This window comes from Haemophilus haemolyticus, assembly GCF_001679045.1.
Classification (GTDB): Bacteria; Pseudomonadota; Gammaproteobacteria; order Enterobacterales; family Pasteurellaceae; genus Haemophilus; species Haemophilus haemolyticus.
The window spans coordinates 423459-446935 of the sequence record NZ_LYCK01000001.1 but is presented as its reverse complement, the minus strand read 5'-3'; the positions used below and the strand labels follow the sequence as shown (position 1 = coordinate 446935).

21 protein-coding genes and 1 riboswitch are annotated in these 23477 nt (G+C 38.7%); of the genes, 13 read left to right on the top strand and 8 right to left on the bottom strand.

Features of this window, described 5'->3' with window-relative positions:
• Positions 1 to 142 precede the first annotated feature (142 nt).
• Complete coding sequence (gap, locus tag A8M50_RS02270; RefSeq protein ID WP_005646416.1) at positions 143 to 1162, top strand: type I glyceraldehyde-3-phosphate dehydrogenase; 1020 nt, start codon at positions 143 to 145, stop codon at positions 1160 to 1162.
• A gap of 192 nt (positions 1163 to 1354) precedes the next feature.
• Entirely contained in the window at positions 1355 to 3163 is a 1809-nt protein-coding gene (locus A8M50_RS02265; protein ID WP_005646446.1) for an AMP-dependent synthetase/ligase, read from the top strand.
• A 37-nt stretch (positions 3164 to 3200) separates the two neighbouring features.
• Here the strand turns inward: A8M50_RS02265 and A8M50_RS02260 are convergent, their stop codons facing one another.
• From A8M50_RS02260 to A8M50_RS02250, 3 genes are read right to left on the bottom strand one after another with little or no spacing between them, the layout of a single operon-like run.
• A complete protein-coding gene (locus tag A8M50_RS02260; RefSeq protein WP_005646274.1) occupies positions 3201 to 3986 on the bottom strand; it encodes a Cof-type HAD-IIB family hydrolase in 786 nt (261 codons plus the stop codon).
• A gap of 18 nt (positions 3987 to 4004) precedes the next feature.
• Positions 4005 to 4469 (bottom strand): rRNA maturation RNase YbeY, encoded by a 465-nt coding sequence (gene ybeY / locus A8M50_RS02255; RefSeq protein WP_005646339.1) that lies wholly within the window; start codon positions 4467 to 4469, stop codon positions 4005 to 4007.
• A 1-nt stretch (position 4470) separates the two neighbouring features.
• Positions 4471 to 5553, bottom strand: coding sequence for a PhoH family protein (locus A8M50_RS02250; RefSeq protein WP_005646300.1), 1083 nt, complete (start codon positions 5551 to 5553; stop codon positions 4471 to 4473).
• A gap of 134 nt (positions 5554 to 5687) precedes the next feature.
• On the opposite strand from A8M50_RS02250, the gene A8M50_RS02245 reads away from it, so the two are divergent.
• From A8M50_RS02245 to fbpC, 4 genes are all read left to right on the top strand, one after another.
• Positions 5688 to 7235, top strand: coding sequence for a class I SAM-dependent methyltransferase (locus A8M50_RS02245; RefSeq protein ID WP_005646306.1), 1548 nt, complete (start codon positions 5688 to 5690; stop codon positions 7233 to 7235).
• A gap of 166 nt (positions 7236 to 7401) precedes the next feature.
• On the top strand, positions 7402 to 8400 hold the full coding sequence (locus A8M50_RS02240) for an iron ABC transporter substrate-binding protein (protein WP_005646426.1): 999 nt from the start codon (positions 7402 to 7404) through the stop codon (positions 8398 to 8400).
• A gap of 70 nt (positions 8401 to 8470) precedes the next feature.
• Positions 8471 to 9991, top strand: coding sequence for an ABC transporter permease (locus A8M50_RS02235; protein ID WP_005646291.1), 1521 nt, complete (start codon positions 8471 to 8473; stop codon positions 9989 to 9991).
• Entirely contained in the window at positions 9978 to 11048 is a 1071-nt protein-coding gene (gene fbpC / locus A8M50_RS02230; RefSeq protein WP_005646312.1) for a Fe(3+) ABC transporter ATP-binding protein FbpC, read from the top strand. Before A8M50_RS02235 ends, fbpC begins: the two co-directional genes overlap by 14 nt.
• A gap of 35 nt (positions 11049 to 11083) precedes the next feature.
• On the opposite strand, the gene A8M50_RS02225 is transcribed toward fbpC, so the two are convergent.
• Genes A8M50_RS02225 through A8M50_RS02215 form a run of 3 tightly spaced genes read right to left on the bottom strand, consistent with a single transcriptional unit; the run spans position 11084 to position 13271 of the window.
• Positions 11084 to 11764, bottom strand: coding sequence for a M15 family metallopeptidase (locus A8M50_RS02225; protein ID WP_005646455.1), 681 nt, complete (start codon positions 11762 to 11764; stop codon positions 11084 to 11086).
• A gap of 1 nt (position 11765) precedes the next feature.
• Complete coding sequence (gene dapE, locus A8M50_RS02220; RefSeq protein ID WP_005646395.1) at positions 11766 to 12899, bottom strand: succinyl-diaminopimelate desuccinylase; 1134 nt, start codon at positions 12897 to 12899, stop codon at positions 11766 to 11768.
• Positions 12900 to 12926: 27 nt separating this feature from the next.
• Complete coding sequence (locus A8M50_RS02215) at positions 12927 to 13271, bottom strand: ArsC family reductase (RefSeq protein WP_005646418.1); 345 nt, start codon at positions 13269 to 13271, stop codon at positions 12927 to 12929.
• 133 nt (positions 13272 to 13404) lie between these two features.
• On the opposite strand from A8M50_RS02215, the gene A8M50_RS08980 reads away from it, so the two are divergent.
• Complete coding sequence (locus tag A8M50_RS08980) at positions 13405 to 13572, top strand: hypothetical protein (RefSeq protein WP_005643664.1); 168 nt, start codon at positions 13405 to 13407, stop codon at positions 13570 to 13572.
• Between the two features lie 8 nt (positions 13573 to 13580).
• Complete coding sequence (locus A8M50_RS02210; RefSeq protein ID WP_005646368.1) at positions 13581 to 13937, top strand: hypothetical protein; 357 nt, start codon at positions 13581 to 13583, stop codon at positions 13935 to 13937.
• A 31-nt stretch (positions 13938 to 13968) separates the two neighbouring features.
• Here A8M50_RS02210 and htpG read toward each other — a convergent pair whose 3' ends face one another.
• Both htpG and A8M50_RS02200 read right to left on the bottom strand, forming a co-directional pair.
• Positions 13969 to 15849, bottom strand: coding sequence for a molecular chaperone HtpG (htpG, locus tag A8M50_RS02205; protein ID WP_005646270.1), 1881 nt, complete (start codon positions 15847 to 15849; stop codon positions 13969 to 13971).
• Between the two features lie 120 nt (positions 15850 to 15969).
• Positions 15970 to 17031 (bottom strand): ABC transporter substrate-binding protein, encoded by a 1062-nt coding sequence (locus A8M50_RS02200; RefSeq protein WP_005646272.1) that lies wholly within the window; start codon positions 17029 to 17031, stop codon positions 15970 to 15972.
• A 47-nt stretch (positions 17032 to 17078) separates the two neighbouring features.
• Positions 17079 to 17168, bottom strand: a riboswitch (TPP riboswitch).
• 120 nt (positions 17169 to 17288) lie between these two features.
• On the opposite strand from A8M50_RS02200, the gene uvrD reads away from it, so the two are divergent.
• From uvrD to A8M50_RS02175, 5 genes are all read left to right on the top strand, one after another.
• Positions 17289 to 19469 carry a DNA helicase II gene (uvrD, locus tag A8M50_RS02195; protein ID WP_005646403.1) on the top strand — a complete coding sequence of 727 codons (2181 nt, stop codon included), beginning with the start codon at positions 17289 to 17291 and terminating at the stop codon, positions 19467 to 19469.
• A gap of 88 nt (positions 19470 to 19557) precedes the next feature.
• Positions 19558 to 20559, top strand: coding sequence for an ABC transporter permease subunit (locus tag A8M50_RS02190; RefSeq protein ID WP_005646276.1), 1002 nt, complete (start codon positions 19558 to 19560; stop codon positions 20557 to 20559).
• A 14-nt stretch (positions 20560 to 20573) separates the two neighbouring features.
• Positions 20574 to 21461, top strand: a complete 888-nt coding sequence (locus A8M50_RS02185; RefSeq protein WP_005646298.1) for an ABC transporter permease subunit — start codon at positions 20574 to 20576, stop codon at positions 21459 to 21461.
• 9 nt (positions 21462 to 21470) lie between these two features.
• On the top strand, positions 21471 to 22463 hold the full coding sequence (gene dppD / locus A8M50_RS02180) for a dipeptide ABC transporter ATP-binding protein (RefSeq protein WP_005646410.1): 993 nt from the start codon (positions 21471 to 21473) through the stop codon (positions 22461 to 22463).
• 2 nt (positions 22464 to 22465) lie between these two features.
• Positions 22466 to 23449 (top strand): peptide ABC transporter ATP-binding protein, encoded by a 984-nt coding sequence (locus A8M50_RS02175; protein ID WP_005646453.1) that lies wholly within the window; start codon positions 22466 to 22468, stop codon positions 23447 to 23449.
• The last annotated feature ends 28 nt before the right edge of the window (positions 23450 to 23477 follow it).

Sequence of the window (23477 nt, the reverse complement as noted above, 5' to 3'; positions counted from 1 at the left end):
TTTGATATAGATCACAAAAAAGTAGTAGGGTTTATAGTTTTATAAAAATGCTCGTGCTATACTCTGTGCGCTGTCTTACTGAGTGAGCAGTATTACTCAAAGCAAACAGATTTGTTTAACTTAAATAAAAGGTGAAAATCTTATGGCAATTAAAATTGGTATCAATGGTTTTGGTCGTATCGGCCGTATCGTATTCCGTGCAGCACAACACCGTGATGACATCGAAGTTGTAGGTATTAACGACTTAATCGACGTTGAATACATGGCTTATATGTTGAAATATGATTCAACTCACGGTCGTTTCGACGGCACTGTTGAAGTGAAAGATGGTAACTTAGTGGTTAATGGTAAAACTATCCGTGTAACTGCAGAACGTGATCCAGCAAACTTAAACTGGGGTGCAATCGGTGTTGATATCGCTGTTGAAGCGACTGGTTTATTCTTAACTGATGAAACTGCTCGTAAACACATCACAGCAGGCGCGAAAAAAGTTGTATTAACTGGCCCATCTAAAGATGCAACCCCAATGTTCGTTCGTGGTGTAAACTTCAACGCATACGCAGGTCAAGATATCGTTTCTAACGCATCTTGTACAACAAACTGTTTAGCTCCTTTAGCACGTGTTGTTCATGAAACTTTCGGTATTAAAGATGGTTTAATGACCACTGTTCACGCAACAACTGCAACTCAAAAAACTGTGGATGGCCCATCTGCTAAAGACTGGCGCGGCGGCCGCGGTGCATCACAAAACATCATCCCATCTTCAACAGGTGCAGCGAAAGCAGTAGGTAAAGTATTACCTGCATTAAACGGTAAATTAACTGGTATGGCTTTCCGTGTTCCAACTCCAAACGTATCTGTTGTTGACTTAACTGTTAACCTTGAAAAACCAGCTTCTTACGATGCAATCAAACAAGCAATCAAAGATGCAGCTGAGGGTAAAACTTTCAATGGCGAATTAAAAGGCGTATTAGGTTACACTGAAGATGCTGTTGTTTCTACTGACTTCAACGGTTGTGCGTTAACTTCTGTATTTGATGCAGACGCTGGTATCGCATTAACTGATTCTTTCGTTAAATTAGTATCTTGGTACGATAACGAAACTGGTTACTCAAACAAAGTATTAGACTTAGTAGCTCATATCTACAACTACAAAGGCTAATTAAAACTTTGAAAAATTAACCGCTCTTCGGAGCGGTTTTTTATTATCTAGAATTTAGCTTACGATCTAAAAATGAACAATGGATCACTAAAAATAATTTAAAACAATCAATATTCTTCTAGCTTTTATTCCTATTTAAGATTATATTAGCGAACAACTGTTCGCTCAATGAAATCAAAAAATAGGGTTAATATGAATCTCGATCTCCATTTTGTTCATCGTATTCAACAACAAGCCAAAACTCGTGCAAATATGACCGCACTTCGCTATAAAGAACACGGCTTGTGGCGAGACATCTCTTGGAAAAATTTTCAAGAGCAACTCAATCAACTTTCTCGTGCATTACTTGCTCACAATATTGACGTACAAGATAAAATCGCCATTTTTGCCCATAATATGGAACGTTGGACAATCGCTGACATTGCGACCTTACAAATTCGAGCAATCACAGTACCTATTTACGCAACCAATACAGCCCAGCAAGCAGAATTTATCCTAAATCACGCCGATGTAAAAATTCTATTTGTCGGCGATCAAGATCAATACGATCAAGCATTCGAAATTGCTCATCATTGTCCAAAATTACAAAAAATCGTGGCAATGAAATCAACCATTCAATTACAACAAGATCCCCTTTCTTGCACTTGGGAAAGTTTTATTGAAACAGGTTCAAACGTACAACAAGATGAACTGACTCAACGCTTAAACCAAAAACAATTATCGGATTTATTTACGATTATTTATACCTCAGGCACAACGGGAGAGCCTAAAGGTGTCATGTTAGATTACGCTAATCTCGCTCACCAATTAGAAGCTCATGATCTTTCACTTAACGTGACAGATCAGGATATTTCACTTTCTTTTTTACCATTCTCTCATATTTTTGAACGGGCATGGGCGGCTTATATTCTTCATAGAGGTGCAATACTTTGCTATTTAGAAGATACCAATCAAGTGCGGTCAGCTTTAACGGAAATTCGCCCAACCTTAATGTGTGCCGTCCCACGTTTTTATGAAAAGATTTATGCTGCCGTGTTGGATAAAGTTCAAAAAGCCCCAAAACTTCGCCAAATAATGTTCCATTGGGCAATTTCCGTAGGACAAAAACATTTTGATTTACGTGCGAATAACAAAACTGTTCCATTCTTATTGAAAAAACAATTTGCTTTAGCAGATAAATTAGTGCTCTCAAAACTTCGCCAATTATTGGGGGGGCGTATAAAAATGATGCCTTGCGGAGGAGCAAAATTAGAACCTGCTATTGGGCTATTTTTCCATGCTATTGGTATCAACATCAAATTAGGCTATGGCATGACAGAAACAACTGCGACAGTTTCTTGCTGGCATGATTTCCAATTTAACCCAAATTCAATCGGCACACTCATGCCTAAAGCGGAAGTTAAAATTGGGGAAAATAATGAAATCCTCGTGCGTAGCGGAATGGTGATGAAAGGCTATTACAAAAAGCCTGAAGAAACGGCTCAAGCCTTCACTGAAGATGGTTTCTTAAAAACTGGCGATGCGGGAGAGTTTGACGAACAAGGGAATTTATTTATTACCGATCGTATTAAAGAATTAATGAAAACCTCAAACGGCAAATATATCGCGCCGCAATATATCGAAAGCAAAATCGGTAAAGATAAATTTATCGAACAAATTGCGATCATCGCCGATGCGAAAAAATATGTGTCTGCACTTATTGTGCCTTGCTTTGATAGTTTGGAAGAGTACGCTAAACAGCTCAATATAAAATATCATGACCGTTTAGAATTATTAAAAAATTCTGAAATTCTAAAAATGTTTGAGCAGCGTATTAATGCGGTGCAAAAAGAATTGGCTCATTTCGAGCAAGTAAAAAAATTCACGCTACTTTCTCGAGCATTTAGCATTAAATTGGGTGAAATTACACCAACATTAAAATTACGTAGAAAAGTGATTTTAGAGCGTTATCGTAAGCAAATTGAAGATATGTATAATTCAAAAGAATCAAAAAATTCATAACTAAAAGGCTCTCGTTTGAGAGCCTTTTTCTTGCCGATTATTCAGGAAATTTTTCTTCCAAAATTAATGCTAACCCATCTTCATTATTGGTCGCAGTGACTACATTTGCAGCTTGTTTAATTTCATCAGGTGCATTTCCCATTGCCACCCCGAGCCCAGCATGTTCTAGCATATCCAAATCATTAAAATTATCACCAAACGCAATCACCTCATTGGTTTGTACGCCAAAATAATCTTCCAAAAAACGCACCGCACTTCCTTTGGTTGCACTCTTGTGCATCACCTCTAAAAAGTTAGCATGAGAACGACAAATACTCAGATGTGGAAATTTTTCCTTTAAAATAATTTCAATCTCAATGATTTCTTGTGCTTCCCCAATAATCTGAATTTTATGTGGCGAACGAGCCGCTACTTCATCAAAAGGGTGAATTTCAATTTTGGTAACACTGCGTTCATAAATCACCCATTTATTTTCTACATCGCGAGCATGGCAGTCATTATTTGTATAATAATTCACACCAAGCAAAGGGTAATCCGCCAAAACGGTATTAATATCTAAAATATCTTTTGGATCAATTTGTACGCTATAAATTGGTTCAAGATGTTGATTCAAAATAAGCGCGCCACTAAATGCAACAAGTACATTATTCGTTTCAAGCTGTTTCCAATAAGGCAAAATACCTAAAGGAGAACGCGCCGAAATTGGCACAAAAGGAATACCATTCGCCGTTAAACGCTTAATTGCCGCAACAGTTCGAGGGGAAATAGTATGTTGAGAGGTTAATAAGGTGCCATCAAAATCACTAAATACCGCTTTATACATCATTACTCCGAATAAAGATTATTTCTCTGCTAGATAAGGATCATCAAAGCCTAATCCTTGCATAATTTGGGTTTCTAAACTTTCCATTTCTTCCGCTTCATCGTCTTCAATATGATCATAACCGAGTAAATGTAAGCTACCATGCACGACCATATGCGCCCAATGTGCCATTAATGGTTTCTCTTGTTCTGCGGCTTCTCTCTCCACAACTTGACGACAAATCACGAGATCCCCTAACAATGGCAACTCCACTTCGTCAGGGCATTCAAATGGAAATGAAAGCACGTTAGTCGGGCGATCCTTGCCACGATAAGTTAAATTTAATTCATGGCTTTCGGCTTCATCCACAATACGCACCGTCATTTCAATTTCATCCCCTTCCGGTTGAACAGCAGCTGTTGCCCACTGCACAATTTGCTCTTCTGTTGGCAGCCCCTCTATATTTTCTGTGGCAATTTGCAGATCAACGAATATACTTCCCATTCTACTCTCCTAAATTCTTTTCAATTTCTGACCGCTCTTTTTCACGTTCTGCTTTACGAAGCTCCGCTAATTCTTTGCGACGAATTTCATCTTGCACTTCCCATTCTTCGTATGCTTGCACGACTTTAGCCACCACCGGATGACGCACAATATCTTTGCTATCAAAATAGTTAAAACTTAATTCTGGTACTTTTTCCAACACTTCAATCGCATGGCGTAAACCAGATTTTGAGCTACGAGGTAAGTCAATTTGCGTAATATCGCCCGTAATCACGGCTTTAGAATTAAAACCAATACGGGTTAAAAACATTTTCATTTGCTCAACTGTCGTATTTTGGCTTTCATCTAAAATAATAAAGCTATCATTAAGTGTACGCCCACGCATATAAGCCAAAGGGGCAATTTCAATAACATTACGTTCGATTAATTTTTGCACACGCTCAAAACCTAACATTTCAAACAACGCATCATAAAGCGGACGTAAATAAGGTTCGATTTTCTGACCTAAATCCCCCGGTAAAAACCCTAGCTTTTCGCCCGCTTCCACCGCAGGGCGAGTGAGTAAAACGCGACGAATTTCTTGACGCTCTAAAGCCTCCACTGCCGTAGCAACCGCTAAGAATGTTTTCCCCGTTCCCGCAGGGCCAATACCAAAACTAATATCGTGAGTTAAAATATTATGCAAATATTGAACTTGATTTTCGCCTCGAGGTTTAATCACACCTCGTTTAGTTTTAATCGTTGTACTGAAAACATTATTTTCAGCACGGTTCGGTTCAACTTGAGATAGCATACGGCTTTCTTGCAAAGCCATATGCACATCTTCCAAATCTAACTCTTTTACTTTACCTTTTACGGGCGCAGTTTCTACATATAAATCTTGGATTAATTTCACCGCACTTTTTATCAATTTTGCATGATAAGGTTTCGGCTCCTCTTCCTCAGTATCAATATTAAAAGTGAAATTATGACGAGCAATGACAAGATTAAATTCTTTTTCGATAAGTTTTAGATGATCATCAAATGCACCGCATAAAGATTGCAAACGTGCGTTATCTTGAGGTTCGAGAGTAAATGAAAGCATGAGGATACTAAGCTGGTGAAAATTGTGGTTATTCTAGCGTAATTACTACTGCATGGGAAATAATCATCGCTTTGTTTTCATTTCTATTCCCTCTATAATATATGCCCTCAATTATGTGACAAACTGGATAGATTATGACCGAACAAAATAACCGCTACGACGAACTTAGATACTACTCAAAACCCTTTTCTTATACGAGCATTGCGCTTTTGGAAGGAAATGCAACATTATGGGGATTAACCCCTCCATCACTCAAAGGTGCTAAAGTATTAGAATTAGGTTCTTCTTTTGGTGGAAACTTAATTTCTCAAGCGGTTTATCATCCAGATACTGAATTTGTCGGCATTGATTTAGCAGATAGCCAAATTACTCAAGGTAATGAAATCATCAAATCAATGGGATTAACAAACGTTCATTTAGAAACAAAAAATATTCTCGATATTACGCCTGAGTTTGGCATGTTTGACTACATTATCGTACATGGTATTTATTCTTGGGTACCTGATAATGTGAAAGATAAAATCCTTGAGATTTGTCGTGAGAATTTAACACCAAATGGTATTGCTTATATTTCTTACAATACCTATCCCGGTTGGAAAAGCCGAGAAGTTGCACGTGATATTATGCTCTATGCCAATAAATACACTCAGAATTTACCGCTCTCTGAGCAAACTCGTCGTGGCAAAGCCGTTGTTCAATTATTCTCAGATGCAATTAAATCGATTGAGTCTGAAAAAAACAATAACAAGAGCAGAATTGAAAACTTTGATGATATTCAAACTAAAGATGATCATTACGTAGCCCATGAATATCTCGAATATCACAACCACCCTCTCTATTTAAATCAATTTGTTGATAGCCTACATCAACATCAATTGGCTTATATTGGCGATACAAGTTTCCTACTTTCATATACTTCTTGTATGCCACCACATCTAAGAGACATGATCAATCAATTATCCGAAACAGATTATGTGGCACGTGAGCAATGCCTCGATTATCTTTACGATGTAGCATTTAGAAGAAGTTTACTATGCCATGCTCATTTACAAGATAACATTAACCGTACTGAGAACATAAAGACAGATTTATTAAACAAACTAACGTTCATTAATCAAGGCAAAGAAAATAATCTGAGCAATATATTCAATAATCAAGGCGTAGAAAAATTACTTGAACACTTTATCTATCAAGTAGGCCATTTCACTATTCAATCATTAATTGATTACATTGCTGAACATAAAGAATTTGAAAATCTCACAGAGAATGAAATTTACTCTTCCGTATTGTTAGCAATTATCTTCGGTTATATCAATGTTTTTCTCACACCTTATCAAACATATGCGTTTGAAGATAACAAAACTTATGTACCTAAACGGTTCACGCAATACATGAAGACTATGATAGAGGGAGCGGATCAATATATCGGCGCAGGCAATATGTATAACTGCGGAGTTGAAGATTTAAATGAACTGCATGTTTATATGATGTCTCAAATGGAAACACCGACAACTAAAGCGACCCTCAATGCGTCACTCAAAGCGTATTTAATTGAAAATGGCTACAAAGATATGAACAACAACGAAAAACTCATTGATGAAGAGTTTGATTGTTCAGGATTATGTGATTCTATTTGTATAGTATTAGCAGACTTAGGTTACATCCAACCAGCCACACTATAAACAAAATTCAAAGCAATCTATCTATTGAAGGAGAGCTAACAGCTCTCCTTTTGTTTTGCCACAAATAAAAATTGAGAATTATTTGCATTTGAATGAATTTGGAAATAGAATAAAGGTCATTCAGACTTAATTAAAACATTCATTCTCATAAAACAAGGAGTTTTCAATGACATTCAAATCTTTCAAAATTGCGACACTCGCTGCCGCGCTTACATTCTCAGCAAGTAGCTTTGCCGACATTACCGTTTACAACGGCCAACATAAAGAAGCTGCAAAAGCCGTAGCTGATGCATTTACGCAAGAAACCGGCATCAAAGTCACTTTAAATAGTGCTAAAAGTGAACAGTTAGCTGGTCAACTTAAAGAAGAAGGCGATAAAAGCCCAGCCGATGTATTCTATTCAGAACAAACATCTCCATTTGCCGCACTTTCCGAAGCGGGTTTATTAGAACCACTTTCAGCCAATACGATCAAACAAACCTCTCACCAAGGTGTACCTGTTGCGCCTAAAAAAGATTGGATCGCATTAAGTGGTCGTTCTCGTGTTGTGGTTTATGATCACACTAAATTATCTGAAAAAGATATGGAAAAATCAGTACTTGATTACGCGACACCAAAATGGAAAGATAAAATCGGTTATGTACCAACCTCTGGTGCATTCTTAGAACAAGTTGTGGCCATTGTTAAACTAAAAGGTGAGAAAGTTGCGCTTAATTGGTTAAAAGGCTTAAAAGAAAATGGTAAACTTTACGCGAAAAACAGTGTTGCATTGCAAGCTGTTGAAAATGGCGAAGTACCTGCAGCCTTAATTAATAACTACTACTGGTATGCATTAGCAAAAGAAAAAGGCGCAGAAAACTTAAAAACTCGCTTGTACTTTATTCGTCATAAAGACCCTGGTGCGTTAGTCACTTACTCAGGTGCTGCAATCTTAAAAGCATCTAAAAATAAAGAAGAAGCGAAAAAATTCGTGGACTTCTTAGCAAGCAAAAAAGGTCAAGAAGCCTTAGTTGCTGTACGTGCAGAATATCCATTACGTACAGATGTGACTTCTCCATTCAATATGGAACCTTATGCTAAATTACAAGCGCCAGTAGTTTCAGCAACTACGGCTCAAGATAAAGAACAAGCAAATAAATTAATTGAAGAAGCTGGTTTAAAATAAGCCCGCTAACGTCGCAACTGTATTTTCACCAAAAGTGAAGATACAGTTGCCACATATAAAGGACTATCTTTTGACCCGAACGCCCCCACTTTGGCTCACCATCATTATTTTACTTATTGGTTTACCGCTCTTATTACCATTTCTGTATATTCTTTTCCGTGCGATTGAAGTCGGATTAGATCGTAGCCTTGAGCTTCTTATTCGCCCGAGAATGGCGGAATTACTGAGCAACACAATGCTTCTCATGGTCTGTGTGACTATTGGTTCCATTTTTCTCGGTACGCTTTGTGCATTTTTACTTGAACGATATCGTTTTTTCGGCAAATCATTTTTTGAAGTGGCAATGAGTTTGCCGCTTTGTATTCCAGCCTTTGTGAGTTGTTTTACTTGGATCAGCCTCACCTTTCGAGTCGAAGGTTTTTGGGGAACAATCGGCATCATGACACTAAGCTCTTTCCCACTCGCTTACTTGCCAATTTCAGCTACGCTTAAACGACTAGATCGCTCTCTTGAAGAAGTAAGCCTTTCATTAGGAAAAAGCCAAACTTACACCTTTTGGCACGCTATTTTCCCGCAATTAAAACCAGCAATCGGTAGTAGTTTATTGCTAATAGCATTACATATGCTGGTAGATTTCGGTGCAGTTTCAATTTTAAATTACCAAACATTCACCACAGCTATTTTCCAAGAATATGAAATGTCTTTTAATAATAGCACCGCAGCACTACTTTCCGCTGTATTAATGGCAATTTGTAGCATTATTGTGCTGGGAGAAACATTCTTCCGCGGTAAACAAACCCTTTACAACAGTGGCAAAGGTGTCACTCGTCCTTATCCAGTAAAAACGCTTTCTTTTGGCAAACAATGTTTAACCTTCGGATTTTTCTCTAGCATATTCATCTTAAGCATTGGCGTACCTGTGATTATGTTAATTTACTGGCTTATCGTAGGACATTCACTCGAAAGTGCGGGTGATTTTTCAGAATTTTTATCGGCATTCAGTAATTCATTTATCATTTCAGGCCTAGGCGCATTGCTTACCGTAGTTTGTGCTTTGCCATTGGTTTGGGCAGCTGTACGCTATCGTAGCAAATTAACCGTTTGGATTGATCGGTTACCTTACCTATTACACGCTGTACCCGGCTTAGTTATCGCATTATCGCTGATTTACTTTACGATCAACTATACCAACAGCTTATATCAAACCTTTTTAGTTATTATCGTGGCTTACTTTATGCTCTATTTACCAATGGCACAAACCACACTTAGAGCCTCGCTTGAGCAACTTTCTGATAATATTGAGAAAGTCGGACAAAGCCTAGGACGAAGTCCATTCTATATTTTCCGAACTTTAACATTACCAGCAATGCTACCAGGCATTGCGGCAGCATTCTCCCTAGTATTTTTGAATTTAATGAAAGAGCTTACTGCAACGCTTTTGCTCACGCCAAACGACATCAAAACCCTTTCTATTGCCGTTTGGGAATATACCAGTGATGCGCAATACGCTGCGGCAACGCCTTATGCCTTAATGCTCGTTCTCTTTTCAGGGATTCCTGTGTTTTTATTGAAAAAATATGCATTTAAATAAAATGATAAATAATCCGTTATTAACCGTTAAAAATCTCAATAAATTTTTTAATGAACAACAAGTTCTTCACGATATTTCCTTTACCTTACAACGAGGTGAAATCCTCTTTTTGCTTGGTGCTTCTGGTTGTGGAAAAACAACGTTATTACGCGCAATTGCTGGATTTGAACAACCTAATACGGGCGAAATTTGGCTAAAAGAGCGGTTAATTTTTGGTGAGAATGGGAATGTGCCAACGCAACAGCGCCATCTAGGTTATGTGGTGCAAGAAGGCGTACTATTTCCTCACTTAAATGTCTATCGCAACATTGCTTACGGGCTAGGGAATGGCAAAGGGAAAACGGATGAGGAGAAAATGCGGATTGAGCAGGCAATGCAACTCACTGGAATTAGTGAACTGGCGGAACGTTTTCCTCACCAACTCTCAGGCGGTCAACAACAACGTGTGGCTCTTGCTCGAGCACTAGCACCAAATCCCGAACTAATTTTATTAGACGAACCTTTTAGTGCCTTAGATGAACATCTTCGCCAGCAAATTCGTCATGATATGCTGAAAGCACTACGTCAAAGCGGTGCATCAGCGATTTTCGTCACCCATGATCGTGATGAAGCATTGCGTTATGCAGATAAAATTGCGGTTATCCAACAAGGTAAAATTTTACAAATCGACACACCTCGTACACTTTATTGGTCGCCAAATCATATTGAAACCGCAAGTTTTATTGGTGACAACATCGTGCTATCGGCGAATCTGATTGATGAAAACACAGTTCAATGCCAATTAGGTAATATTCCTGTAAAAAATAAATCAATCACTCAGAAACAAGGTAAGATTTTGCTTCGTCCAGAACAATTTAGCCTGTTTAAAACATCGGAAAATCCAACCTCACTTTTCAAAGGGCAAGTAAAACAAATCGAATTTAAAGGGAAAATTACCACTATTCAAATTGAAATTAATGGCTACGCAATATGGATTGAGAACATCATTTCCCCTGATTTATCTATTGGCGATGAGCTACCAATTTATTTGCATGGAAAAGGGCTTTTTTACGCCTAAGAATAAAGCCTTATCTTCACGATAAGGCTTTATTTTTAAACAATATATTCAGAAAAAATTTGTTCAAGATTTGATATTAAACAGTCTGCCCCTAAAATATTTTCCCCTTTCCATGCCTGTTGCAAAATGTCTGGAGAAAATTGCTGGCTTGCCAATTCAGCTAACGGCAAATAGCTGATATGCCAAGGCTCCCGCCCCACTTTCTTATTGGACTGCATACTCATAAAAGGCAAAGCAAAATCAAAGTGCGGTAAATTTTCGGTAAGAAATTCACTCAATTCAAAGAAATAGCCGCCTTTTTCATATTCCCAAGGCTCCAGTTGTAAAGATTGACCTTGTGGCAAAAGATCAGGATCGAAAATATCCACTTCCGTTCCCCAATGATGACGGCTAGCCCCTGGCAATGCAGACCAACGTAAAATCGCCTGACATTTTTGCCAGTCATCTAATTGGTTCAAATCTAATGCCTTTCCTGTATCATCATGGACTTTTCTCTCGCCCTTAAATTTGCTGTTCCAAATAAGCTGTTGGCGTTCAAAATCACGAAAACTGCTCGCTGGCTGTAAATTAAAGCCATTTTTTGCCGCACTTTGTTGCAACCCTTGAAATGCGCTCACCGCTTGTGTTTGCAAAAAATGATTGGATGAATGAGTTGTGGGTAAATTGACTAAATGCTCACGGGACTTTCCTGTAAGCATTTCTGGGGTTAATTTCATTTTAGCTATCCAATAAATTCACTAACATTTTGTAATAAATCTCACCGCACTTGCCAAGATCTTCTACACTGACGCATTCATTTACTTTATGAATTGTTGCGTTAAGTGGACCAAATTCCACTACTTCTGCGCCCATCAATGCAATAAAACGACCGTCTGACGTGCCACCACCTGTTTCGGCCTTTGGCGTTATGCCTGTGATTTCCTCAATAGCGGAGGTTATCGAATCTAATAATTTACCCGGTTTTGTTAAAAACGGCTTACCTGATAAATTCCATTCAATACGATATTTCAAATTGTGTTTTGCTAGCATTTCAGCCACTTTTTGCTTGATGATTTCATCCGTGACTTCTGTGCAATAACGCAAATTGAACTGAATATATAACTCGCCTGGAATCACATTATTACTTCCCGTACCTGCGTGAATATTAGCAATTTGTAGGCTTGTTGGAGGGAAAAACTCATTACCCTCATCCCATTGATAGGTCGTCAATTCTTGCAAAAATGGGGCTGCTTTATGAATTGGGTTTTCGGCTAAATGCGGATATGCCACGTGCCCTTGAATCCCCTGAATATAAAGGTTTCCTGTAATTGAGCCACGGCGACCATTTTTGACAACATCGCCTAAGTTTTTAGCACTCGATGGCTCGCCAACCATACAATAAGTAATTTTTTCATCACGCGCCATTAAAGTCTCAACCACACGCACAGTACCATCTTTTGCGGCGGCCTCTTCATCAGACGTAATCAATAATGCAATTGTACCTTTATGAGTGGGATTTGCTTTTACATATTCTTCTGCTGCCACAATCATTGCTGCAAGGGAGCCTTTCATATCCGCCGCACCACGGCCATAAAGCATGCCATCAATAATATCAGCAGAAAACGGCGGAAACGACCACTGATTTTCATCGCCAGTAGGCACAACATCCGTATGTCCAGCGAAAGCAATAACTGGCTCACCCGTTCCGTGTTTTGCCCATAAATTCAACGTATCATTAAAAGGCATCCATTCAATTTGAAAACCTAACTTTTCTAAACGTTCTACAATAATTTGCTGACAGCCCTCATCATTCGGGCTAATAGACGAGCGACGAATTAAATCTTGCGCTAACGAAACCACTTTTTCTTTCATAAAAACTCCTAAGAAAATAACCGCACTTTAAGCAAAAGCAGCCTGATATTCCTTCTCGTTAAATCCAATTAATGCCTTTCCATCTTGTAAAATAATTGGTCGTTTAATCAAGGTTGGATTCTCTGCCAACACGGAAAGTGCGGTGGTTTTATTAAGGGAATTTTTAACTTGTTCATCCAAATTACGCCAAGTTGTACTGCGTTTATTCACCAATACATCCCAGCCAAATTGAGCTTCAGCTTGGGTTAAAAAGTTCAAATCTAAACCATCAACACGGTAGTCGTGAAGTTTGTGTTCAATATTGTGATCCGCAAGCCATTTCAACGCTTTCTTCACTGTATCGCAATTTTTAATGCCGTAAACTGTAATCATATTTTTCTCTCTTTCTCGCCATTTAATTGCAGCATTATACCTGAAAAACGAGCAATAATTCGATGAAAAAACAGATGAAAAAAGTCGCTTAGTCAGGCATAATATTGTCAATATTCACAGTAAGGAGTCTCAAATGGAACTCACTTTTGAACAAATTTCTGATTTACTCAAAACACAAAAAAAAGACAAGGAAGAATACGCTTTTAGTTTGGAAGAACGACAATTAGCTGCAAAAGCAAGTTCGGAAGCTTGGCAAGCTATTTTAAATCATAAAATTGAGCCATTCGATTTTAAAAAATAGAGTTGATTATGCTGCCAACATACGATGTTTATATTGCTGAAACATCAGGCGATTGCCTTGAAAAAGATCTTCTAAAACGATTTATCGTGACTTATCTAACTCAAGATGATCTTGATAAACTAAAAATGATTTTAACGAATATCCCGCAACTTAGACCATTCTGGGGAAAGACAGGCTATAAATACATTACAATAAATAATATCTATTTTTTATATGAAGTGGCCGAAGACGAAAGAAAAGTCATTATTTTAGGTGCTAAATTTAATAATAAACGAAAAACATTTAATTTTGCGAATACACTCAAGCAACAAAAAACAATGAAAAAATGGATTGAGGATTATCCTAAATACTATCCCAATAAATAAGCCCGATTAAATCGGGCTTATTTATTTTTAGTTAGCCTAATAATTTATTTATGCGCTTAATAAACGCAGCTGGATTTTCTAAAGAGCCACGCTCTGCTAACATAGCTTGTTCAAGTAACAATTCCACCCAATCAGCAAAGTCAGTTTCATCGGCAATATCAGCCACTTTTTTCACTAAATGGTGTTCTGGATTAAGTTCAAAAGTGTATTTTACTTCTGGTACAGGTTGCCCTGCAGCTGCAAACAATTTCGCCATTTGCGTCGTCATTTGATCATTATCCGTAGAAACCACCGCTGGTGTATCTGTTAAATTGTGGGTTAAACGCACCGTTTTTACCCGTTCACCAAGCAAGTTTTTCACACGCTCAATAAAACTACCAAAGGCTTCATCTTGTTGTTTTTGTGTTTCAGATTCTTTATCGGCTAAATCGCCTAAATCCAAATCTGCTTTTGTGATACTTTGTAATGGTTTACCGTCGAATTCAGTTAAATAGCTTAACATCCATTCATCAATGCGATCGGAAAGCAACAAAACCTCAATGCCTTTTTTATTGAATAATTCCAAGTGTGGGCTATTTTTCGCTGCAACATAACTATCCGCTGTAATGTAATAGATAGCTTTTTGCCCCTCTTTCATACGCGAGATGTAATCTTCTAAAGAGACAGTTTGCTCGCTGCTATCATTATGTGTTGAAGAAAAACGTAATAACTTCGCGATAGTTTCTTTGTTAGCAAAATCTTCTACTGGGCCTTCTTTCAAGACCAAACCAAACTCTTTCCAGAATTGAAGATATTTTTCTGCATCATCTTTTGCTAATTTTTCTAGCATTTGTAATGAACGCTTAGTTAATGCTTTGCGCAATGCCGCAGTAATTTTGTTATCTTGTAAAATTTCACGAGATACATTTAATGGCAAGTCATTGCTATCGATTAAACCACGCATAAAACGTAGATAATTCGGCATAAATTGCTCAGCATCATCCATAATAAATACGCGTTGAACATAAAGTTTTAAGCCGTGTTTATGTTCGCGATTAAATAAATCCCAAGGTGCTTTAGCTGGCACATAAAGCAAACTAGTATATGCTTGATTTCCTTCAACTTTATTATGTGCCCAAGTGACAGGATCAGCAAAATCATGGCTTAAGTGTTTGTAAAACTCTTTGTATTCCTCATCAGACACATCATTTTTAGAACGCGTCCAAAGCGCATCGGATTTATTAATTTTCTCCCATTTTTCACCGCACTCTTTGCCTTCATCATCGTATTCTTTCGTCAGCATTTCCACTGGCAAGCCAATATGGTCAGAATATTTACCGATAATTTCACGCAAACGCCATTCGTTTAAAAATTCTTTTTCATCTTCGCGTAAATGTAAAATCACATCTGTGCCACGGGATTTTTTCTCAATATCCGCCACAGAATATTCGCCTTCGCCGGCAGATTCCCAAAGTACCGCTTTATCCGCATCTTCACCAGCTGCTCTGGTTTTTACAGTCACTTTATCTGCCACAATAAAAGCTGAATAAAAACCCACACCAAATTGCCCAATAAGTTGGCTGTTTTTTGCTTGATCTTGGCCAAGTGCGGTTAAAAATTCTTTTGTTCCTGATTTTGCAATCGTCCCCAAATGATCGATGACTTGCTCCCGAGTCATACCAATGCCGTTATCGCTAATTGTGATTGTTCCCTTATCCGCATCAAAGCTCACGCGCACACGCAAGTCGCCATCACCTTCATATAAAGCAGGGTTGGAAAGTGCTTTAAAGCGTAATTTATCTGCTGCATCAGAGGCATTAGAAATTAATTCACGTAAGAAAATTTCTTTGTTGGAATACAAAGAATGAATCATTAATTGGAGAAGTTGTTTGACTTCAGATTGAAATCCGCGAGTTTCTTGATTTTGTGACATAATTTTTCCTTCATAAAGATAAAAATTGAACGTCACAAATATAAGAATAAAAAGAAAGATTTCAAGGGGAAAAGCAAAGTGCGGTGAATTTTCACCGCACTTTTATCAGGCTAACATCAATTACTCTTTTCTTTCCTTCACATTTTCAACCCAGCGTTCTATTAATCGTTTCGCCTCTTGATCCGAACCAAATTTGATGAAATCAATATCAATCAATTTAAGTTTCGCAGGATCTGAAAGATGTGGATGCGCTTTGGCATGAATATTTGTTGGCAGTTGGTAAGAATCCGCCTCACGCCAAGGAATTTCTTGGGCTTCTGCAGAAAGCACAAAATCAACAAAGCGTTTAGCATTATCTAAATTGCGTCCATTTTTAATGATACTGACCGCCCCTAACGTATAGCCTGTGCCTTCGCAAGGTAAAGCACCAATAACCGGTGCGCCTTTATCCTTTTCACGCACATAAGTATGCATAAAACCAATATCAACCGCGGCTGCCCCCGTAGAAATATTAGCCGTTGCTAATCCAGTTTTCGTGTATTGTGCAATGTTTTTATCAAGTTCTTTCAAATAAGCAAAGGCTCTATCTTCGCCCATAATTTCAATTAAAGTTGTAAGAATCGTGTAGCCTGTGCCCGATACTCGAGGATCTGGATATTGAATTAACCCTTTAAATTCTGGTTTTAATAAATCAGCATAACATTGAGGTTTCGCGATATTTTTTTCAGCTAGCAGTTTTTCGTTCATCCCAATGCCAAGCTCCATAAGATAAATAATCGACGTGGTATCGCCACGTTGTTCTGTGAGCTTTTTGAATTGAGGCATAATTTCTTTTTGCAGAGGTGAACGATAAGTTTCTAACAAACCTGCATCTCTAGCCTGAAAGTGCGGTTCCAATGTACCGCCATACCACACATCTGCTTGTGGATTTTCTTTTTCGGCTTTGATTTTGCCTAATACAGTCCCAGTGCTATTACGCACAAACTGAGTGTCCACATTATATTTTTTGCTAAAAGCGTGAGCGACTTTTTCACAAGTCGTGTTTTGGACGCTGCAATAAAGCACTAATTTGCCTTCTGCTTGAGCTGGGGTTGATAAACTTAATCCTAATAAGCCGCAACCAAGCACTCCGGAAAGTGCGGTCAATTTAAAAGAATTTTTTAAAGAAAAAGAGAGTGCCATGATACATCCTTACTTATATGAATACAGAAAAAAGTAAGTCAGCCCTTAAGGAGGAGAGATTAGTTTCCTACGCCAGTGCTAACTGTTTCAGGTTCACGGGTATTTTCTCAGCGATGTCCGCACCCCGACTAACCGCGAATCAATATAAGTTGTAATACTATTTTTGTAAAGTCGGATAAGTTTATGATTTTCTTGATTGTGATATCAAAAAATTAGACTTATAATTCCTGTAAATTTGAACAGATAAAAATTTCATCATGGATATTTCTGAATTACTTGACGGACTTAACGATAAACAACGCGAAGCCGTAGCAGCCCCCCTTGGTAATCACTTAGTGCTAGCTGGTGCAGGCTCGGGCAAAACGCGTGTATTGACGCACCGTATTGCTTGGTTAATTGCGGTAGAAAATATTTCTGAAGGCAGCATTATGGCAGTAACGTTTACCAATAAAGCAGCAGCAGAAATGCGTCATCGTATTCAAGCTACCCTTTCCAAACACGCACAACATCAATTATTTGGTATGTGGATTGGCACCTTCCACAGCATTGCCCATCGTTTATTGCGAGCTCATCATTTAGATGTAGGATTGCCACAAGATTTCCAAATTCTGGATTCAGAAGATCAACTTCGTTTAATTAAACGGTTATTAAAATTACATAATTTTGATGAAAAAGCCTTTCCCCCCAAACAGGCTTGTTGGTACATCAATAACAAAAAAGATGAAGGCTTGCGACCAAACGACATTGAAGATTTTAATGATCGTCAAGAGCGTGAATGGATTAAAATTTATAAGATCTATCAAGACACCTGCGATCGCGCAGGATTGGTCGATTTTGCTGAATTATTAATTCGGGCCTATGAATTATTTGAGAAAAAACCATTAATTTTGCAACGTTATCAACAACGTTTTCAGCATATTTTGGTGGATGAGTTTCAAGATACCAATAAAATTCAATATAAATGGATCAAAATTCTCGCGGGAGAAACTGGCAAAGTCATGATCGTCGGCGATGATGATCAATCTATTTATGGCTGGCGTGGTGCACAAATCGAAAATATCCAGAAATTCTTAAAAGATTTTAAAGCTGAAACAATTCGCCTTGAACAAAACTATCGTTCTACCGCCAATATCTTAAACAGCGCAAATGAATTAATTGCAAACAATAGTGATCGTCTTGGTAAAAATTTATGGACAGAGGGGGAAAAAGGAGATCCTGTGGGCATCTATGCTGCCTTTAATGAATTGGACGAAGCAAAATTTGTTGCCTCACAAATTCAGGATTGGGTAGAACATGGAGGAAAACTTGATGATTGCGCTGTACTTTATCGTAGTAATAGCCAATCACGTGTTATTGAAGAAGCCTTAATTCGTTGTCAAATTCCATATCGTATTTATGGTGGTATGCGTTTCTTCGAACGGCAAGAAATTAAAGATGCTTTGGCCTATCTTCGTTTGATTAATAATCGTCAAGATGATGCAGCTTTTGAGCGTGTAATTAATACACCAACCCGTGGCATTGGCGACCGCACTTTAGATATATTGCGTAACTTAACACGCGAACGCCAAATTACCTTATGGCAAGCTGTACAAGTTGCAACACAAGAAAATATGTTGGCTGGACGAGCCTCAACAGCATTATTGCGTTTCCAGGAATTAATTAATTCACTACAACTTGATACCGCAGAAATGCCGCTTTTCGCACAAACTGATTTTGTGATTAAACATTCGGGTTTATATGAAATGTATAAACAAGAAAAAGGTGAAAAAGGCGAAGTGCGGATTGAAAATTTGGAAGAATTAGTTACCGCAACCCGTGAATTCATCAAACCTGATGATGTAGAAGATATGACGGAACTCACCGCCTTTTTAACTCATGCCTCTTTAGAAGCAGGTGAAGAACAAGCCTCTCCACATCAATCTTGTGTAGAAATGATGACATTACACTCCGCTAAAGGCTTAGAATTTCCGCGTGTATTTATGGTTGGCGTAGAAGAAGGGTTATTCCCAAGTTTCCGTTCTTTTGAAGAACCTGGACGTTTAGAGGAAGAACGTCGTTTAGCTTATGTCGGCATTACTCGCGCGAAGAAAAAACTGACCATCTCTTATGCGGAAAGCCGTCGGTTATATGCAAAAGAAGAACGCCATTTGCCATCACGGTTTATCGCCGAATTACCGAAAGAATGTATCCAAGAAATTCGTTTACGAGGAACTGTCACGCGCGCGATGAATCTAGCAAAAATCGGTTCATTGTCGAATACCTGTGCGGTCGAAAATGAATGGAAAATGGGTCAAAAAGTCAAACATGAAAAATTCGGTTTTGGCACCGTCATTAATGTTGAAGGCTCAGATAACAATACTCGCCTCCAAATTGCCTTCCAAGCGCAAGGCATTAAATGGCTCATTGCACATTTGGCAAAACTGGAAAAAGTGCGGTAGAATCCAAGGGAGTTTTACTTCTACCGATTAATTTCTTTGAAAAGTGCGGTGAATTTTAACTGCACTTTTTTTGTATTTGAGTGATTGAATGTTTAAATTTTTCTTCAAACGTATCTTAATGGTAATTCCAACTTTTATTGCCATTACTTTTATCACGTTTGCCCTTGTGCATTTTATTCCTGGCGATCCAGTTGAAATAATGATGGGTGAACGTGGCTTAACACCTGAAATACATCAACAAATGATGCATCAATTAGGATTAGATCTTCCTTTGCATGAACAATATTTTCATTATATTGCTAAAGTGCTACAAGGTGATTTTGGTGCATCATTCCGCACTCAACAACCGGTTCTTACTGAATTCTTTACACTTTTCCCTGCCACAGCTGAATTAGCATTTTTTGCGTTATTTTGGTCGTTATTAGGCGGAGTGATTTTAGGCACGATTGCTGCAGTAAAAAAAGACAGTTGGATTTCTCACACCGTTACAGCTGCATCGCTTACTGGTTATTCTATGCCAATTTTCTGGTGGGGATTGATTTTAATTTTATACGTTTCACCACAACTCGGTTTACCACAAGGTGGACGTTTAGATAATGAATTTTGGATCGATACGCCGACAGGATTTATGCTCCTTGACAGCTGGCTTTCTGGTATGCCTGGCGCCTTCGAAAATGCGGTTAAATCCTTAATTCTTCCTGCAATAGTCCTAGGCACAGTTCCTCTCGCCATTATTACGCGTATGACACGATCTGCGATGTTGGAAGTGTTAGGTGAAGATTACATTCGCACAGCAAAAGCAAAAGGCCTAAGTTATACTCGAATTGTCATTGTTCATGCATTGCGTAATGCGTTAATTCCTGTTGTCACTGTGGTCGGATTAATCGTTGGTCAATTGCTTTCTGGTGCCGTACTGACAGAAACCATTTTTTCATGGCCGGGAATTGGAAAATGGATTATTGATGCCATTCAAGCGCGTGATTATCCTGTATTACAAGGTTCTGTACTTATTATTGCGACGATTATTATTGTGGTGAATTTAACCGTCGATTTACTTTACGGCGTGGTCAATCCGCGTATCCGTCATTAATTGTAGGAGAAATTATGTCTGACACGCCTTCAACTTTCGCGCCGAAAACGCCCTTGCAAGAATTTTGGTTTTACTTCAAACAAAACCGAGGCGCGCTAATCGGTTTAACCTTTATTGTGATTATTGCCTTAATCAGCATTTTCGCGCCTTATATTGCGCCTTTTGATCCAACAGAACAAAATCGTACCGCACTTTTACTTCCTCCCGCTTGGTATGAAGGCGGCAATCCTGCCTATCTACTAGGAACAGATGATATTGGGCGAGATATCCTTTCTCGCATCATTTACGGAACGCGAATTTCCGTCTTTGCGGGATTTGTCATCGTATTGCTATCCTGCGCCTTTGGTACCAGTCTTGGCTTGATTTCTGGTTATTATGGCGGCGTGCTAGATACAATCATCATTCGCTTAATTGATATTATGCTCGCGATTCCAAACTTACTCTTGACGATTGTCGTCGTCTCTATTTTAGAGCCATCACTCGCCAATGCCACTTTAGCGATCGCTGTTGTATCAATTCCTAGCTATGTGCGTTTAACTCGAGCTGCGGTGATGAATGAAAAAAATCGTGATTATGTCACCTCCTCTAAAGTCGCAGGCGCTAGAGTTCTTCGCCTCATGTTTATTGTGATTTTACCAAACTGTTTAGCGCCCTTGATTGTGCAAATGACAATGGGGATTTCTAATGCGATCTTAGAACTCGCGACACTGGGTTTCTTAGGCATTGGTGCAAAACCACCAACACCTGAGCTTGGCACAATGCTTTCAGAAGCGCGTGGTTTTATGCAAGCGGCAAACTGGTTGGTTACAATTCCTGGCTTAGTGATTTTATCTTTAGTGCTCGCCTTTAACTTAATGGGTGATGGCTTACGCGATGCACTTGATCCAAAACTCAAACAATAGGAAAACAGAATGGCATTATTAGACGTAAAAGAACTTTCTGTTCACTTTGGCGATAAAAATACGCCATTTAAAGCAGTGGATCGCATCAGCTATCAAGTCGCACAAGGCGAAGTGCTTGGCATCGTGGGGGAATCGGGCTCAGGTAAATCGGTGAGTTCGCTCGCTATTATGGGATTAATTGATCATCCAGGACGTGTATCGGCAGAATCCTTGCAATTTGAAAACACTGATTTACTCACTTTAGAGAGTAAAGCTAAACGCCAGCTTATTGGTGCTGATGTAGCAATGATTTTCCAAGATCCGATGACAAGCTTGAATCCAGCTTATACTGTGGGTTTCCAAATTATGGAAGCGTTAAAAACTCACGAAGGCGGCACAAAAAAGGCAAGAAAAGACCGCACTTTAGAGCTTTTAAGATTGGTCGGTATTCCTGATCCAGAATCTCGCATTGATGTTTATCCCCATCAGCTTTCTGGCGGAATGAGTCAGCGCGTGATGATTGCGATGGCAATTGCTTGCAGACCTAAATTATTAATTGCAGACGAGCCAACTACTGCGTTAGATGTAACCATTCAAGCACAAATTATGGAACTCTTACTCGAATTGCAGAAAAAAGAATGCATGTCGCTGATTTTGATTACCCATGATCTTGCGCTTGTTGCTGAAGCTGCAGATCGAATTATCGTGATGTATGCAGGACAAATCGTTGAAGAAGGCACCGCAAAAGATATTTTTCGCGAGCCAAAACATCCTTACACTCAAGCCTTGTTACGTTCATTACCTGAATTTGCAGAAGGAAAATCTCGCTTAGAGTCATTACAAGGTGTAGTACCTGGAAAATACGATCGCCCAACAGGCTGTTTGTTAAATCCTCGCTGTCCTTATGCAACCGAATACTGTCGCCAAGTCGAACCTCAATTGCATCATATCGGTTCTCGCAAAGTAAAATGCCATACTCCGCTGAACGAGCAAGGCAATCCAATTGAATATCAAGGAGCTTAATAATGACGAATGAAGTAAAAGAAAATGCGCCATTATTAAATGCCATTGGCTTGAAAAAATATTACCCAGTGAAAAAAGGCTTGTTTGCAAAACCACAGCAAGTAAAAGCTTTAGATGGTGTCTCTTTTCAGCTTGAACGAGGTAAAACTTTAGCTGTCGTAGGGGAATCTGGTTGTGGAAAATCAACGCTAGGGCGTTTGCTAACCATGATTGAAGAACCAACTGAAGGCGAACTTTATTATAAAGGGCATAATTTTTTAGAAAATGATCCTGAAACAAAGGCGCTACGTCGTAAAAAAATTCAAATAGTTTTCCAAAATCCTTATGCCTCATTAAATCCACGTAAAAAGATTGGTTCAATTTTGGAAGAACCATTAATCATCAATACAAAACTTTCAGCCAAAGAACGTCGAGAAAAAGTTTTATCAATGATGGAAAAAGTGGGATTGCGCGCTGAATTTTATGATCGTTACCCCCATATGTTCTCAGGCGGGCAACGCCAGCGTATCGCCATTGCACGTGGCTTAATGTTAGAACCTGATGTTGTCGTTGCCGATGAACCGGTTTCTGCATTGGATGTTTCTGTGCGTGCGCAAGTACTGAATTTAATGATGGATTTACAAGATGAATTAGGCTTGTCTTACGTGTTCATTTCGCACGATCTTTCCGTAGTAGAACATATCGCAGATGAAGTGATGGTGATGTATTTAGGTCGTTGTGTCGAAAAAGGAACAACAGAGCAAATCTTCTCTAATCCTCAACATCCTTATACCAAAGCGTTACTTTCAGCAACACCACGTTTGTCAGCAAACTTGCGCCGTGAGCGTATTAAGCTGACAGGCGAATTGCCAAGTCCAATTAATCCGCCCAAAGGCTGTGCATTTAATCCTCGTTGTTGGAAAGCGACAGAAAAATGTCGTGAAAACCAACCGCACTTAGAGCAATATACTGATGGAAAATTAATCGCTTGTTTCCATATTGATTAAATTCATTTTGTCAGACTGATAAATAAGC

What these genes read in the sequence shown, in the direction of transcription:
- A8M50_RS02225 (WP_005646455.1), bottom strand. Translation starts at nt 11,764, where the DNA reads ATGAAATTAACCCCAGAAATGCTTACAGGAAAGTCCCGTGAGCATTTA.
- uvrD (WP_005646403.1), top strand. Translation starts at nt 17,289, where the DNA reads ATGGATATTTCTGAATTACTTGACGGACTTAACGATAAACAACGCGAA.
- A8M50_RS02265 (WP_005646446.1), top strand. Translation starts at nt 1,355, where the DNA reads ATGAATCTCGATCTCCATTTTGTTCATCGTATTCAACAACAAGCCAAA.
- gap (WP_005646416.1), top strand. Translation starts at nt 143, where the DNA reads ATGGCAATTAAAATTGGTATCAATGGTTTTGGTCGTATCGGCCGTATC.
- A8M50_RS02185 (WP_005646298.1), top strand. Translation starts at nt 20,574, where the DNA reads ATGTCTGACACGCCTTCAACTTTCGCGCCGAAAACGCCCTTGCAAGAA.
- A8M50_RS02240 (WP_005646426.1), top strand. Translation starts at nt 7,402, where the DNA reads ATGACATTCAAATCTTTCAAAATTGCGACACTCGCTGCCGCGCTTACA.
- ybeY (WP_005646339.1), bottom strand. Translation starts at nt 4,469, where the DNA reads ATGGGAAGTATATTCGTTGATCTGCAAATTGCCACAGAAAATATAGAG.
- A8M50_RS08980 (WP_005643664.1), top strand. Translation starts at nt 13,405, where the DNA reads ATGGAACTCACTTTTGAACAAATTTCTGATTTACTCAAAACACAAAAA.
- A8M50_RS02245 (WP_005646306.1), top strand. Translation starts at nt 5,688, where the DNA reads ATGACCGAACAAAATAACCGCTACGACGAACTTAGATACTACTCAAAA.
- A8M50_RS02210 (WP_005646368.1), top strand. Translation starts at nt 13,581, where the DNA reads ATGCTGCCAACATACGATGTTTATATTGCTGAAACATCAGGCGATTGC.
- A8M50_RS02215 (WP_005646418.1), bottom strand. Translation starts at nt 13,271, where the DNA reads ATGATTACAGTTTACGGCATTAAAAATTGCGATACAGTGAAGAAAGCG.
- A8M50_RS02190 (WP_005646276.1), top strand. Translation starts at nt 19,558, where the DNA reads ATGTTTAAATTTTTCTTCAAACGTATCTTAATGGTAATTCCAACTTTT.
- A8M50_RS02260 (WP_005646274.1), bottom strand. Translation starts at nt 3,986, where the DNA reads ATGTATAAAGCGGTATTTAGTGATTTTGATGGCACCTTATTAACCTCT.
- dapE (WP_005646395.1), bottom strand. Translation starts at nt 12,899, where the DNA reads ATGAAAGAAAAAGTGGTTTCGTTAGCGCAAGATTTAATTCGTCGCTCG.
- dppD (WP_005646410.1), top strand. Translation starts at nt 21,471, where the DNA reads ATGGCATTATTAGACGTAAAAGAACTTTCTGTTCACTTTGGCGATAAA.
- A8M50_RS02250 (WP_005646300.1), bottom strand. Translation starts at nt 5,553, where the DNA reads ATGCTTTCATTTACTCTCGAACCTCAAGATAACGCACGTTTGCAATCT.
- htpG (WP_005646270.1), bottom strand. Translation starts at nt 15,849, where the DNA reads ATGTCACAAAATCAAGAAACTCGCGGATTTCAATCTGAAGTCAAACAA.
- A8M50_RS02175 (WP_005646453.1), top strand. Translation starts at nt 22,466, where the DNA reads ATGACGAATGAAGTAAAAGAAAATGCGCCATTATTAAATGCCATTGGC.
- fbpC (WP_005646312.1), top strand. Translation starts at nt 9,978, where the DNA reads ATGCATTTAAATAAAATGATAAATAATCCGTTATTAACCGTTAAAAAT.
- A8M50_RS02200 (WP_005646272.1), bottom strand. Translation starts at nt 17,031, where the DNA reads ATGGCACTCTCTTTTTCTTTAAAAAATTCTTTTAAATTGACCGCACTT.